This window comes from Burkholderia sp. Ed8 (genome assembly GCF_040761425.1).
GTDB classification, from domain to species: Bacteria; Pseudomonadota; Gammaproteobacteria; order Burkholderiales; family Burkholderiaceae; genus Burkholderia; species Burkholderia seminalis.
Map to the genome: position 1 here is coordinate 2111653 of NZ_CP142886.1, position 12527 is coordinate 2124179.

Below are 12527 nucleotides of genomic sequence, written 5' to 3' on the forward strand. Positions count from 1 at the left end.
TCAAGCCTCCGCGCTGCGGCCCTTCGGGGCGAACATGCCCTGCGGGCGTTTCTGGATGAACAGCACGATCATCACGAGCACCGCGATCTTCGCGAGCACGGCGCCCCAGAACGGCTCGATCGCCTTGCTCGCGAGGCCGAGCCCGAAGCCGCCGAGCACGGTGCCGGCGATCTGCCCGACGCCGCCGAGCACGACGGCCATGAACGAATCGATGATGTAGTTTTGGCCGAGGTCGGGGCCCACGTTGCCGATCTGCGACAGCGCGCAGCCGCCGAGGCCCGCGATGCCCGCACCGAAGGCGAACGCATAGGCGTCGACGCGTGCGGTCTTCACGCCGACGCACGCGGCCATCCGGCGGTTCTGCGTGACCGCGCGCACGAACAGGCCGAGCCGCGTCTTCGTCAGCACGGCCCACGCGACGAATACCACCGCGAGCGCGAATGCGAGGATCGCGAGGCGGTTGTACGGCAGGATCAGGTTCTGCATCACCGTCACGCCGCCGCTCATCCACGATGGATTCACGACCTGCACGTTCTGCGCGCCGAACAGCATGCGCGTCGCCTGGATCAGGATCAGGCTCACGCCGAACGTCGCGAGCAGCGTTTCGAGCGGGCGGCCGTACAGGTGCCGCAGCACGAGCCGCTCCAGCACGATGCCGACGAGCGCGGCCGCGACGAACGACGCGGGCACGGCGACGAGCGGATACCAGTCGAACGCGCCGGGCGCGTAGCGCTGGACCAGCGTCTGCACGACATAGGTTGCGTACGCACCGATCATCAGGAACTCGCCGTGCGCCATGTTGATCACGCCGATCAGCCCGTACGTGATCGCGAGGCCGAGCGCGGCGAGCAGCAGCACGCTGCCGAGCGACAGGCCCGCGAACAGCGTGCCGACGATCTCGCCGCGGCGCTGCAGCGAGTGCAATGCGTCGAGCCCTTGCTGCGCGGCGTCGCGCACGCGGGCGTCGGGTTCCGTGTAGCTGCCGTCGGCATTCTTCGCGACGAGCGGGCGGAGCTGTTCGATCATGTCGAGATCGCGGCGCGCGGCCACCACCTGCACGGCTTCGAGGCGCTTCGCCGGATCGGCGTCGTGCAGCGCGGAGATCGCCCACAGCGCGTCGAGGCGGCGCTTCAGTGCGGGGTCGGTTTCCTTCGCGCGGGCACGGTCGATCATCGGCTTGAGCGCCGGATCGGGCGATTTCAGCAGCGCATCGATCGCGTCGCGTCGCGCGGCGACGTCGGGCGATGCGAGCGCGAGGCCCGACAGCGCGCCCGCGATCTTCGTGCGCAGCAGGTTGTTCAGCATCACGGGCTGTGCATCGCCGGCCGGCGTCGCGGCCTGCGTGAGCGCATCGTGCGCGGTGTCGCCGGTCTGGATCAGCAGGCGGCCGTCGCCGGTCGCGAGCGCGTCGCCGCTCGACAGTGCGTTGAGTACCGTAATCGCGCGCGGATCCGTGTCGGCGGCGAGGCGTTCGATCGCGGCCGTCTTCGCGTCGAAGTCGTCGCCGGCGAGCGCGGCGGTATCGGCCGCCGTCAGCGCGAACGCGGCGCGCGGCAGCATGCCCGCGAGGGCGGCGCACGCGACGATCGCGACGGCGGCTCGGCGAAAGCGTGTAGGCATCGGGAGATCCTGTCGGCGTAGGGAGGCGGATTCACGCACCGATGGGCCGGCCGGCGCATCGGTGCATGCGTGCGAGCGGGGCAGCGCGTCGGTGTGCGTGCCCCTGCATCGCGTCAGGCCAGCGCCGTGCGCTGCCGGCGCAGGAACGCCGGGATCGAGCTGACGACGTCGGGCTTGCCCTGGTTGCCGGCGATGAACGGGCTCCACGGCTGCGCGCGCACCGCCGTCTTCGTCTTCCACACGACGTTGAACTGCCCGTCGCCGCGGATCTCGCCGATCATCACCGGCTTGTGCAGGTGATGGTTGCCGTCCATCGTGAGCGTGAAGCCGGATGGCGCGGCAACCGTCTGGCCGATCATCGCGACGCGCACCTTGTCGACGTCGGTACTCTTCGCCTTCTCGACCGCCTGCTTCCACATGTGGATGCCGACGTAGGTCGCCTCCATCGGGTCGTTGGTCACGCGCTTCGCGCCGCCCGGCAGGTTGTTCGCCTTCACCCAGGCGGCGAACTGGTCCTTGAATTTCGTGTTGGTCGGGTTCTTGACCGACATGAAGTAGTTCCATGCGGCGAGATGGCCGACGAGCGGCTTCGTGTCGATCCCGCGCAGCTCTTCCTCGCCGACCGAGAACGCGACGACCGGCACGTCGGTCGCCTTGATGCCCTGGTTGCCGAGTTCCTTGTAGAACGGCACGTTCGAGTCGCCGTTGATCGTCGAGATCACGGTCGTCTTCCCGCCCTGCGAGAAGTTCTTGATGTTCGCGACGATGGTCTGGTAGTCGCTGTGGCCGAACGGCGTGTAGACCTCCTGAATATCGGCGTCCTTCACGCCTTTCGATTTCAGGAATGCGCGCAGGATCTTGTTGGTCGTGCGCGGATACACATAGTCGGTGCCGAGCAGGAAGAAGCGTTTCGCACCGCCGCCCTCCGCGCTCATCAGGTACTCGACGGCCGGAATCGCCTGTTGGTTCGGCGCGGCGCCCGTGTAGAACACGTTGCGCGACATTTCCTCGCCTTCATACTGCACCGGATAGTAGAGCAGCCCGTTCAGTTCCTCGAACACCGGCAGCACGGACTTGCGCGACACCGACGTCCAGCAGCCGAACACGCACGCGACCTTGTCCTGCGTGAGCAGCTGGCGCGCCTTCTCGGCGAACAGCGGCCAGTTCGACGCGGGATCGACCACCACCGGTTCGACCTTGCGGCCCATCACGCCGCCGCTCTTGTTGATGTCGGCGATCGTCATCAGCGCGGTGTCCTTCAGCGACGTCTCCGAGATCGCCATCGTGCCCGACAGCGAATGCAGGATGCCGACCTTGATCGGACTGGTGCCGGCATCGGCCGCGTGCGCGAACGGGCTCTTGCCCGCCAGCGCGAGCGCGCCGGCCATCGAACCGAACTTCAACAGACTGCGACGTTTCATCGGTATCCCCTTGTCGTGTTGGTTGTGCGTGCGCCGTGGCGGCGCCGGCCTTCCTGTAACGCAAGGCATGTGCCAGTCGCACGGATGCACGCCGGGCGTGCCTGTGCGGGGCGTTACCGGGCGTCGGGATGGTGCGGATGATGCGTCGCGCAGCAGGTGCGGTCCGTTGCGGTGCAGGCGCGTGGGCGCAAATGGTGCACGGTCGGCCGGGGCGCGGTGCCTTTGCCCGCCGGCGGCGCATGTGGACGGGAACGAAGCGGGGCGGAAAACAGAAACGGGCACGCGATGCGTGCCCGTTCGGCGGATCAGTGCGGCCGGCGGCAGCGGGCCGGCCGGCGGGGCGGCGCATGATGCGCCGCCGGACAGGTCAGTAACGCGGCACGGACGGATCGACGTCGCGCGACCACGCGTCGATCCCGCCTTGCAGGTTGTACAGCTTCGTGAAGCCGCGCGATTCGAGGAACATCGCGACCTGCGCGCTGCGCATCCCGTGATGGCACACGCAGACGATTTCCGCTTCGTCGTCGAGCTCCTCGCTGCGCGCGGGGATCTGCTGCATCGGGATCGACACGCTGCCGGCGATCTGCGCGGTCGCGATTTCCCACGGCTCGCGCACGTCGAGCACGACCGGCGCGGGGCGTGCCGAATCGCCGAGCCATTCCGCGAGCATCGCGGGCGTCAGGATCTGCATGGAGGCTCCGCCGCTCAGAACTTGAAGCGCGACGGCTCGATCGCGTTGACGAGGTGGTTGATGTACGTTTCGAACACGTCGGCGACACGATACTGCTTGTCGTCGATGCGCGTGATGATCTGTGCCTTCATCACCGGACGGCCGCCGACGAATGCCGACAGGCGGCCGCCGATCTTCAGCTGCTCGAGCATTTCCTGCGGCACGACCGGCAGGCCGCCCGCGACGCAGATCACGTCGTACGGCGCCTTGGCCGCCCAGCCGCGCGAACCGTCGCCGAGCACGACTTCCGCGTTGGTCACGCCGTCGTTGCGCAGGTTGTCTTCCGCGAATTTCGCGATCGCCGGATCGATTTCGACGGCCGTCACGTGCTGCGCGCGATGTGCGAACAGCGCGGCCAGGTAACCGGAGCCCGCACCGATCACGAGCACGTTTTCGTGTTTCTTGACGGTCAGCTCCTGCAGCACGCGCGCCTCGACGCGCGGGAACAGCATCTTGCTGGTGCCGCCGGGCAGCGGCAGTTCGAGGTCGGCGAACGCGAGATCGCGGTATTCGGCCGGAACGTAGTTTTCACGCTTGACGATCGACAGCAGGCCCAGGACGTCCAGATCCAGCACGTCCCACGGACGGATCTGCTGTTCGATCATGTTGAAACGCGCGTTTTCGATATTCATGGTGTGGTCACGCAGCCTGGTCGGCCATCAGCGGGGATAGAGAAACTTCGTGATTGTACCAAACGGGGCGGCCGCGAAGCCTTCAGGCGGCCTGCAACAGACCTTTACCCCTTGCTCTTCTTGATCTGCGCCTCGAATGCGAGGTCGAGCTTGCTCGCCTTGCGCGGCTTTTTGGGGCCGAATTCGTCGACGAACTTGACGAACTCGTCGAGCGGCAGCGGCTCGCAGCGCTTTTCGGCGGTGCCGCCGGAACGGTCGACGAGATAGAACAGGCCGCCCGCCATCGCGACGGCCGCGAATTGCGGGTTGCCGGAGCGGGTCTTCAGGCGTTCGACCGCGTGGGTCGCTTTGGTGGTGCGCATCGTGCGGGTTCTGGCGGAGCGTAAGCCCCACACTGTATCAAACCGGCCGCCCGCGTGCGGCCGGCGCGGGTGTCAAACGGTGCGCGAGTAACGCTGCCGCGGCATCTGGCCCAGGTATGCGTCGAACGCCATCGCGATATTGCGCACGACCATCCGGCCGGCCGGATGGATCGTCAGGCGGTCGCGCGCGATCGTCAGCAGCCCGTCGCGCTCGAACGGGCGCAGCGCGTCGAGTTCGCGCGCGAAATGATCGGTGAAGCGGATGCCGTGCGCGGCCTCGACATGCGAGAACGGCAGCGCGAGGTTGCACATCAGTTGCGTGATCACGTCGCGGCGCAGCCGGTCGTCGGGCGTGAGCCGCACGCCGCGCGCGATCGGCAGCCGGCCCGCGTCGAGCGCGGCGCCGTACGCGGGCAGGTCCTTCGCGTTCTGCGCGTAGACGTCGCCGACCTTGCCGATCGACGACACGCCGAAGCCGACGAGATCGGTGTCCGCGCGCGTGCTGTAGCCCTGGAAATTGCGCTGCAGCGTGCCGTTGCGCTGCGCGCGCACGAGTTCGTCCGACGGCCGCGCGAAGTGGTCCATCCCGATGTACACGTAGCCGGCCGACGTCAGCATGTCGATCGCGAGGCCGAGCAGCGCGATGCGCGCTTCCGGCGGCGGCAGCGCCGCGTCGTCGATCTGCCGCTGCATCTTGAACAGGTGCGGCATGTGCGCGTAGCCGAACACCGACAGGCGATCGGGCGCGAGCTCGATGATCGTCTCCAGCGTGCGCGCGAACACGGCGACGGTCTGGTGCGGCAGCCCGTAGATCAGGTCGACGCTCACCGAATGAAAGCCCGTCGCGTGCGCGGCGGCGAGCAGGTCGGCCGTCATCGCGCGCGGCTGGACGCGGTTGATTGCCTGCTGGACGGCCGGGTCGAAATCCTGCACGCCGAGGCTCAGCCGGTTGAAGCCGATCGTGCGCAGGTGCACGAGCGTCGCGGGCGTGACCGTGCGCGGGTCGATCTCGATCGAGAACTCGGCGTCGGCGTCCGGCGCGAGCGCGAAGTGCTCGCGGGTGGCCGCCATCAGTTCGGCCGTTTCGTCGTCGGACAGGAAGGTCGGCGTGCCGCCGCCCCAGTGCAGCTGCGTGACGGGGCGGGACGGATCGAACAGCGCGGCCTGCAGCGCCATCTCGCGCTTGAGCTGGTCGAGATACGGGCGGGCGCGGCGGTGGTTGTTGGTCGCGATCTTGTTGCAGCCGCAGTAGAAGCACGCGGTGTTGCAGAACGGGATGTGGACGTACAGCGACAGCTCGCTCGACGACGCGCCGGGGTCGCTGGCCGCGCGTACGTAGTCGGCCGGGTCGAAATCGTCGCGGAACTGCAGCGCGGTGGGGTACGACGTATAGCGCGGCCCGTTCGCGCCGTATTTCGCGAGCAAATCGGGACGGAACATTGTGTCGGCAGAACCAGAACTCATGACGGTCTCGCGCTTTTTAGATGCTTTCGAGTATATAAACACGCGATTCGGCTGCATTGTGTAATAACGTCGCAGCCGACGATGGCACAATGCGGGGTGGGGCAACCGGGCACCGCGTCCGGTTGCCGCGCCGTTTTCGTTGTCTGTCGTGTCGAGAGAGCCGAGTGTCCGTCGAATTGCCTGTCCGCCCGGCGCCCGCCGACGTCCCGCCGCCGCATGCGTGCCGCGAGGGCTGCGGCGCGTGCTGCATCGCGCCGTCGATTTCCAGCCCGATCCCGGGCATGCCCGGCGGCAAGCCGGCCGGCGTGCGCTGCGCGCAGCTCGGCGACGACCTGCGCTGCATGATCTTCGGCCGGCCCGAGCGGCCCGCGTGCTGTTCCGGGCTGCAGCCGTCCGCCGACATGTGCGGCGCGTCGCGCGACGACGCGCTCGCGTGGCTCACGCGCCTCGAGGCCGCGACGCGGCCGTCGGCGCCTACAGGAGAGCGTTCAGCATGACCGTACCTCGCGCGCCCGGCCGGCGCCGTTTCCTTGCCGCCTCCCTCGGCGCCGTCGGCGTGTGCGTATCGCTCGCCGCGTGCGCGTCGACGTTCCCGTTCATCCCCGATCACTACACGTTCTCGCGCGGCGACGTGCAGAAAGCCGTCGGGCGCAAGTTCCCGTACCAGAAGACGGTTGCGCAGGTCGTCGACGTGTCGCTCGCGAACCCGAACGTCAACCTGCTGCCGGACCAGAACCGCGTCGCGGTGCAGCTCGACGCGCATTTCGCGAGCCCGTTCCTGCGCGCGCCCGTCAGCGGCAAGTTCACCGTGTCGGGCCAGCTCGCGTACGACGCGCCGAGCCGCTCGGTCGTGCTGAAGGCACCGGCCGTCGACAGCCTCGTGCTCGACGGCGACGCGCAGATGTACGCGCAGCAGGTCGGGGCAGCCGCCGGCCTGCTCGCGACGCAGTTGCTGACCAATTACCCGATCTACACGTTCAAGCCCGAGCAACTGCAATTTGCCGGGGTGAACTACGAACCCGGTACAATTACGATCCTTACAAACGGCATACGCGTGGCGATCGTCGAAAAGTGACGACGGACCGCGCGCGGCCGGGCGGGCCGCGCGTGGAAGAGTGGCCCTTTCTTTCGACCTTTTCGGAGTTGGGCCACGGATGGACTGGATCCTGATCTGCAAGGCATTGATCCTCGGCGTCGTCGAGGGGCTGACGGAATTCCTGCCGGTGTCGAGCACCGGCCACCTGATCGTCGCGGGCAGCTTCCTGAATTTCAACGATTCGCACGCGAAGACGTTCGACGTCGTGATCCAGTTCGGCGCGATTCTCGCGGTCTGCTGGGAATACCGGCAGCGGATCGCATCCATCGTGTCCGGGCTGCCGAGCCGGCCCGACGCGCGGCGCTTCACGCTGAACGTCGTGATCGCGACGATTCCCGCGATCGCGCTCGGCCTCCTGTTCGAGAAGAAGATCAAGGCCGTGCTGTTTTCGCCGGTGCCCGTCGCGTTCGCACTCGTCGTGGGCGGCGCGATCATCCTGTGGGCCGAGGCGCGGCAGCGTGAACGCAGCGAGCCGCCGCGCGTGATGTCGGTCGATGCGCTGACGCCGCTCGATGCGTTCAAGGTCGGCATCGCGCAATGCTTCGCGCTAGTGCCCGGCATGTCGCGCTCGGGCTCGACGATCATCGGCGGGATGCTGTTCGGCCTCGACCGGCGCGTGGCCACCGAGTTCTCGTTCTTCCTCGCGATTCCGATCATCTTCGGCGCGACGCTCTACGAAACCGTCAAGGACTGGCAGGCGTTCACCGTCGATTCGCTCGGCCTGTTCGCGCTCGGGCTCGTCGCGGCGTTCGTCAGCGCGTTCGTGTGCGTGCGCTGGCTGCTGCGTTATGTCGCGACGCACGATTTCACGGTGTTCGCGTGGTACCGGATCGCGTTCGGGTTGTTCGTGCTGCTGGTCGGTTACAGCGGCTGGCTGAACTGGGCGTGAGGCGCGCGCCGGAATCCGGCGTGCGGGCATGAAAAAACGGCCCGATCGGCAATGCCGGTCGGGCCGTTTTTTCTGGGCGGAGCGAGGGCTTAACCGGCGCGCTTGCGGAACACCAGGTCCCACACGCCGTGGCCGAGCCGCAGCCCGCGCCGTTCGAACTTCGTCACCGGGCGGTAGTCGGGGCGCGGTGCGTAGTCGGCGGCCGTGTTCTCGAGCGTCGGCTCCGCGCCGAGTACTTCGAGCATCTGCTCCGCGTAGTTCTGCCAGTCGGTCGCGCAGTGAATGTAGGCGCCGGGCTTCAGGCGCGACGCGAGATGCGCGACGAGCGGCGGCTGGATCAGCCGGCGCTTGTGGTGGCGCGCCTTGTGCCACGGATCGGGAAAGAAGATGTGCACGCCGTCGAGGCTTTCCGGCGCGATCATGTGCTCGAGCACTTCGACCGCGTCGTGCTGGATGATGCGGATGTTCGGCAGATCCTGCTCGCCGATCAGCTTCAGCAGCGCGCCGACGCCCGGCTCATGGACTTCGACGCCGAGGAAGTCGTCGCCCGGGCGGTGCGCGGCGATTTCCGCGGTCGACGCGCCCATCCCGAAACCGATCTCGAGGATGCGCGGCGCGTTGCGGCCGAAGATCGCGTTCCAGTCGGGCAGTTCCGGCGCATACGGCACGACGAAGCGCGGGCCGAACTCGTCGAGCGCGCGGCGCTGGCCGGTCGACACGCGGCCGGCGCGCGTCACGAAGCTGCGGATGCGGCGGCGGTGCAGCGGATTGACGTCGTCGGCGCCTTCGGCGGCTTCGTCGGAAATGGCGTCGTCGTGCGGCGGCAGGCCGGCTTCGTTCGGATCGTCGTGCATCATCGGTGACAGAGAAAGGCTCGGTTGCGGGCGAGGGCCCGTTGTGCGCGGCAGTGCGCCGGGCGATCCGGCACATGGTACAAAAAAGCCGCCTTCGACGAGGCGGCTTTTGCGCAGGCTGCGATGCAGCCGAAAACTGGAGCGGGCGATGGGAATCGAACCCACGTCATCAGCTTGGGAAGCTGAGGTAATGGCCATTATACGACGCCCGCAGAACGCGTAATTCTACAAGGTTTGGCGGCGACGTGGCAAGTGAGGTTGTTTGGGCGGCTGGCAAACGACTTTGTGTACCGCGACGGACACCTATCTCGATGCACCGTCTGCGCGGCAGATCGGCCATTAAGTGAGGCGGTTCCGTGGCACCCAGATCGGACGAAACCCGCCGGCGGCGTGCCTCTACCAGCCGATGTCGAAAATGGACGAGTCGGTGTCGGACGCATACAAGCCCGGGCAAGGCTTTCGAACTAACGTGACAGGTCTCTTACACGATCGTCAGTCTGGAGCCGACATGTCCGATTTCATCACCGTTCTGCGCAAAACCTGCCCGACGCCTGTCCTTGATGCGACCAAGTGGAAGCGCATCGGCGGCGATCCGCACACCGTGAACCTCAACGCGTACGTCTCGAAAGACGGCAGCAAGATCATGGGCACCTGGATCTGCACGCCGGGCAAGTTCGAGGTGAACTACGAGAAGTGGGAGTACTGCCACTTCCTCGACGGGTACTGCATCATCACGCCGGAAGGGGAGGAGTCGGTGCACCTGAAGGCTGGCGACGTGTTCGTGATCGAACCCGGCATGAAAGGGACGTGGGAAGTGGTGGAGACGGTGCGCAAGTACTTCGTTTTCGCCTGAGCGGGCGGTCGATTCGACCCGGCCCACGCATACCGTCATCGCCCTGCTTCTCGCGGCTCACCAAGCCGCGAGAAGCAAACGAGGACTCCGGCTCAATCAATGAATGCCGATCCGGTCCGGAAATAGCGCGCCGAGCGTGGCGACAGGCTCGGCGCGCTCGGCTATCCGACTTCAACCCGTGACGAATGCGACGCGCGGTTGTCCGGCGATTACGCGACGACGGTCGCCGCCGGTCCTGCACGCTGTCACGCAAACCCCTAAGATGCAGCGATCCGCCCATCGATTCCGCTGCAGCGCATGAACCATCCGCCTGCGCCGGACGCCTCTCCGGAGCCCGACCATGCGCATCACCGCCATCCACGAGCGCGCGATTCCCGTGTCGCGTTATGCCGATCCCGCGATTCCGTCCGGCGGCCTGACGACGAGCGTCGTCGCGGTCGTGACCGACGTCGTGCGCGACGGCCGCCCGGTGACGGGCTACGGCTACGCATCGATCGGCCGCTTCGCGCAGGGCGGTTTGATCCGCGAACGGTTCGCGCCGCGCCTGCTGGCCGCCGCCGATACACTCGCCGACGACACCGGCACGAACCTCGACCCGTTCCGTGCATGGCGCGCGATGATGGCCGGCGAAAAGCCCGGCGGCCACGGCGAACGTTGCGTCGCGGTCGGCACGCTCGACATGGCGATCTGGGACGCCGCCGCGAAAATTGCCGACCTGCCGCTCAGTCGTTTTCTCGCCGACCGGCTCGAACGCACGGCGGCAACCCGCGTGCGCGTGTATGCCGGCGTCGGCTACCGCTATCCGCATGACGATCTCGCGCGCCTGTCGGACGAGATGCGTCGTTTCGCCGATCTCGGCTACACGCATGCGAAGATCAAGATCGGCGGCGCGGATCTCGACCAGGATCGACGCCGCATCGAAGTCGCCGCCGCGCACCTCGCGGGAAGTTCGCATCTTGCGGTCGACGCGATGAATACGTATGACGCCACGACGGTCGGCGCGGCCGCCGAGATGCTCGCACCGTTCGATCTCTGGTGGTTCGAGGACGTGTGCGACCCGCTCGACCTGCCGCTTCAGGCGGACCTCGCCGCACGATACGCCCCGCCGATCGCGGCCGGCGAAGCGCTGTTCTCGCTCGCGGAAGCGAAGCTGCTCGAGCGCTATGGCGGTTTGCGCCGCGATCGCGACGTGCTCGTGTTCGATCCCGTGCACGGCTACGGGCTGCCGGGCTATCTGCAGATCGTCGATCACTTCGTGTCGCGCGGCTGGCGGCGCGATGCGTTCTGGCCGCACGGCGGCCATCTGTTCTCGCTGCACGTCGTCGCGGCGCTCGGTCTCGGCGGCGCGGAAGTCAGCCCGTTCGCGTTCCATCCGTTCAGCGGATTGGCCGACGGCGAAACCGTCGACGCCGGATACGCACGCGTGCCGCAGGCGCCCGGTATCGGTTTCGAACTGCATGCCAACGCGCACGATACATTCCGCGCGATCCCGGTATCCGGTCGCTGAAACCTAAAGCGCATCGATCGCGAACCGAATCGCGAAGCCGAGCATCATCACCGCGACGAAGCCGTCGAGCACACGCCACGCGAGCGTGCGAGCGAACCAGGCACGGCACGCGCGTGCGCCATAGGCAAGCATCAGGAACCAGACGAGCGAAGCGGTCATCGCACCGATCGCGAACGGCGCGCGTGCGGACGGCGCATGACTCACGATCACGGTGCCGAGCAGCAGCACGGTATCGATCCACGCATACGGATTGAGCAGCGAAACGGCGGCGGTGGCGAGCACCGTGCTCGACCGCGTGGGTTCGGTGGCCGAGCGTGGACCCGTGACGTGTTCCGGCTGTCGTCGCCGGATCGCCGAGCGCAATGCGAGCAGGCCGTAACCGGCCAGATACGCGATGCCGGCCCACAGCGCGGCCGACACGACGCCGGGATGGCGCGACAGCAACGAAGACAACCCGCGCGCGCCGAGCGCGATCAGCAACGCGTCGCTGCCTGCGCAGACGAGGGCGATGGAGAGCAGGTGAGGGCTCGAGAGCGAGCGCTTGATGACGAAGGCGTCCTTGGGGCCGACCGACGTGAACAGGCCGGCGCCAAGCAACAGGCCTTCGAGGAAGGCAGAGGTGTCGAGCACGAGCGGGCCGACAACCTCTTAAGCTGAACCGGTGATGGTTACGATGTGAGCAACGTTAAGGGGGGCCGGGGGGTGTTGTCAATGCCGCGCCGGGCGCCTGCGCGTCGATCACCGCGCCGCTGCATCGCCGAGGTTGAGCGCGACGAGCGCGCAGACGGTCAGCGCGAGGCCGGCGAGCTTCAGCGACGACACCCACTCGTCGAAGCAGACGATGCCGATCACGGCGGTGGCCGCGGTGCTGGCGGCGGCCCAGCTCGCGTATGCGAGCCCCAGTTCGAGCCGCTTCGTCGCGAGCGCCATCAGCGATACGGCGCAGGCATAGCAGACGATCGTGAGCGCGGACGGCAGCGGGCGGGAAAAACCGACCGAAAATTTCAGGCCGACGGAGCCGAGCACTTCGGCGAGAACACTGACGCCTAGCAGAAACCAGGCAGACTGGGACGGGGACACGAACGGCCTCCTTCCCCCG

General features: G+C 67.3%; 14 protein-coding genes and 1 tRNA gene. 5 read left to right on the forward strand and 10 right to left on the reverse strand.

The window, feature by feature from the left end:
* From urtB to hemN, 6 genes are all read right to left on the reverse strand, one after another.
* The gene (urtB, locus tag VXM69_RS23670; RefSeq protein WP_124607812.1) at positions 1-1620 is read right to left on the reverse strand and encodes an urea ABC transporter permease subunit UrtB; all 1620 of its coding nucleotides are present in this window, start codon (positions 1618-1620) and stop codon (positions 1-3) included.
* 113 nt (positions 1621-1733) lie between these two features.
* Positions 1734-3041 carry an urea ABC transporter substrate-binding protein gene (gene urtA / locus VXM69_RS23675; RefSeq protein WP_367189313.1) on the reverse strand — a complete coding sequence of 436 codons (1308 nt, stop codon included), beginning with the start codon at positions 3039-3041 and terminating at the stop codon, positions 1734-1736.
* Positions 3042-3408: 367 nt separating this feature from the next.
* Complete coding sequence (locus tag VXM69_RS23680) at positions 3409-3732, reverse strand: rhodanese-like domain-containing protein (RefSeq protein WP_034187302.1); 324 nt, start codon at positions 3730-3732, stop codon at positions 3409-3411.
* Between the two features lie 14 nt (positions 3733-3746).
* A complete protein-coding gene (locus VXM69_RS23685) occupies positions 3747-4403 on the reverse strand; it encodes a protein-L-isoaspartate O-methyltransferase (RefSeq protein WP_034187303.1) in 657 nt (218 codons plus the stop codon).
* 104 nt (positions 4404-4507) lie between these two features.
* On the reverse strand, positions 4508-4765 hold the full coding sequence (locus VXM69_RS23690) for a hypothetical protein (protein ID WP_006488573.1): 258 nt from the start codon (positions 4763-4765) through the stop codon (positions 4508-4510).
* Positions 4766-4837: 72 nt separating this feature from the next.
* The gene (gene hemN / locus VXM69_RS23695) at positions 4838-6229 is read right to left on the reverse strand and encodes an oxygen-independent coproporphyrinogen III oxidase (protein ID WP_367189315.1); all 1392 of its coding nucleotides are present in this window, start codon (positions 6227-6229) and stop codon (positions 4838-4840) included.
* Positions 6230-6405: 176 nt separating this feature from the next.
* Between hemN and VXM69_RS23700 the strand changes: the two genes are divergently transcribed.
* The 3 genes from VXM69_RS23700 to VXM69_RS23710 all read left to right on the forward strand — a co-directional run bounded on the left by VXM69_RS23700 (position 6406) and on the right by VXM69_RS23710 (position 8214).
* Complete coding sequence (locus VXM69_RS23700; RefSeq protein WP_049031226.1) at positions 6406-6726, forward strand: YkgJ family cysteine cluster protein; 321 nt, start codon at positions 6406-6408, stop codon at positions 6724-6726.
* A complete protein-coding gene (locus VXM69_RS23705) occupies positions 6723-7304 on the forward strand; it encodes a DUF1439 domain-containing protein (protein WP_034187305.1) in 582 nt (193 codons plus the stop codon). Before VXM69_RS23700 ends, VXM69_RS23705 begins: the two co-directional genes overlap by 4 nt.
* Before the next feature lie 79 nt (positions 7305-7383).
* A complete protein-coding gene (locus VXM69_RS23710; protein ID WP_034187306.1) occupies positions 7384-8214 on the forward strand; it encodes an undecaprenyl-diphosphate phosphatase in 831 nt (276 codons plus the stop codon).
* An 89-nt stretch (positions 8215-8303) separates the two neighbouring features.
* On the opposite strand, the gene trmB is transcribed toward VXM69_RS23710, so the two are convergent.
* A complete protein-coding gene (trmB, locus tag VXM69_RS23715; protein ID WP_059557183.1) occupies positions 8304-9071 on the reverse strand; it encodes a tRNA (guanosine(46)-N7)-methyltransferase TrmB in 768 nt (255 codons plus the stop codon).
* A gap of 134 nt (positions 9072-9205) precedes the next feature.
* Positions 9206-9280: transfer RNA gene (locus VXM69_RS23720), tRNA-Gly, on the reverse strand.
* A 296-nt stretch (positions 9281-9576) separates the two neighbouring features.
* Here VXM69_RS23720 and VXM69_RS23725 point away from each other — a divergent pair.
* Together VXM69_RS23725 and VXM69_RS23730 are read left to right on the forward strand one after the other, a co-directional pair.
* Positions 9577-9921 (forward strand): cupin domain-containing protein, encoded by a 345-nt coding sequence (locus VXM69_RS23725; protein WP_034187308.1) that lies wholly within the window; start codon positions 9577-9579, stop codon positions 9919-9921.
* 340 nt (positions 9922-10261) lie between these two features.
* Complete coding sequence (locus VXM69_RS23730; protein ID WP_367189316.1) at positions 10262-11428, forward strand: enolase C-terminal domain-like protein; 1167 nt, start codon at positions 10262-10264, stop codon at positions 11426-11428.
* Positions 11429-11431: 3 nt separating this feature from the next.
* Here VXM69_RS23730 and VXM69_RS23735 read toward each other — a convergent pair whose 3' ends face one another.
* A complete protein-coding gene (locus tag VXM69_RS23735) occupies positions 11432-12058 on the reverse strand; it encodes a LysE family transporter (RefSeq protein WP_034187310.1) in 627 nt (208 codons plus the stop codon).
* A gap of 108 nt (positions 12059-12166) precedes the next feature.
* On the reverse strand, positions 12167-12508 hold the full coding sequence (locus VXM69_RS23740) for a multidrug efflux SMR transporter (protein ID WP_367189317.1): 342 nt from the start codon (positions 12506-12508) through the stop codon (positions 12167-12169).
* Positions 12509-12527 lie beyond the last annotated feature (19 nt).

Bases quoted from the DNA above. Each gene is read 5' to 3' on its own strand.
- urtB (WP_124607812.1), bottom strand. From the start codon at position 1,620: ATGCCTACACGCTTTCGCCGAGCCGCCGTCGCGATCGTCGCGTGCGCC.
- urtA (WP_367189313.1), bottom strand. From the start codon at position 3,041: ATGAAACGTCGCAGTCTGTTGAAGTTCGGTTCGATGGCCGGCGCGCTC.
- VXM69_RS23680 (WP_034187302.1), bottom strand. From the start codon at position 3,732: ATGCAGATCCTGACGCCCGCGATGCTCGCGGAATGGCTCGGCGATTCG.
- VXM69_RS23685 (WP_034187303.1), bottom strand. From the start codon at position 4,403: ATGAATATCGAAAACGCGCGTTTCAACATGATCGAACAGCAGATCCGT.
- VXM69_RS23690 (WP_006488573.1), bottom strand. From the start codon at position 4,765: ATGCGCACCACCAAAGCGACCCACGCGGTCGAACGCCTGAAGACCCGC.
- hemN (WP_367189315.1), bottom strand. From the start codon at position 6,229: ATGAGTTCTGGTTCTGCCGACACAATGTTCCGTCCCGATTTGCTCGCG.
- VXM69_RS23705 (WP_034187305.1), top strand. From the start codon at position 6,723: ATGACCGTACCTCGCGCGCCCGGCCGGCGCCGTTTCCTTGCCGCCTCC.
- VXM69_RS23710 (WP_034187306.1), top strand. From the start codon at position 7,384: ATGGACTGGATCCTGATCTGCAAGGCATTGATCCTCGGCGTCGTCGAG.
- trmB (WP_059557183.1), bottom strand. From the start codon at position 9,071: ATGATGCACGACGATCCGAACGAAGCCGGCCTGCCGCCGCACGACGAC.
- VXM69_RS23725 (WP_034187308.1), top strand. From the start codon at position 9,577: ATGTCCGATTTCATCACCGTTCTGCGCAAAACCTGCCCGACGCCTGTC.
- VXM69_RS23730 (WP_367189316.1), top strand. From the start codon at position 10,262: ATGCGCATCACCGCCATCCACGAGCGCGCGATTCCCGTGTCGCGTTAT.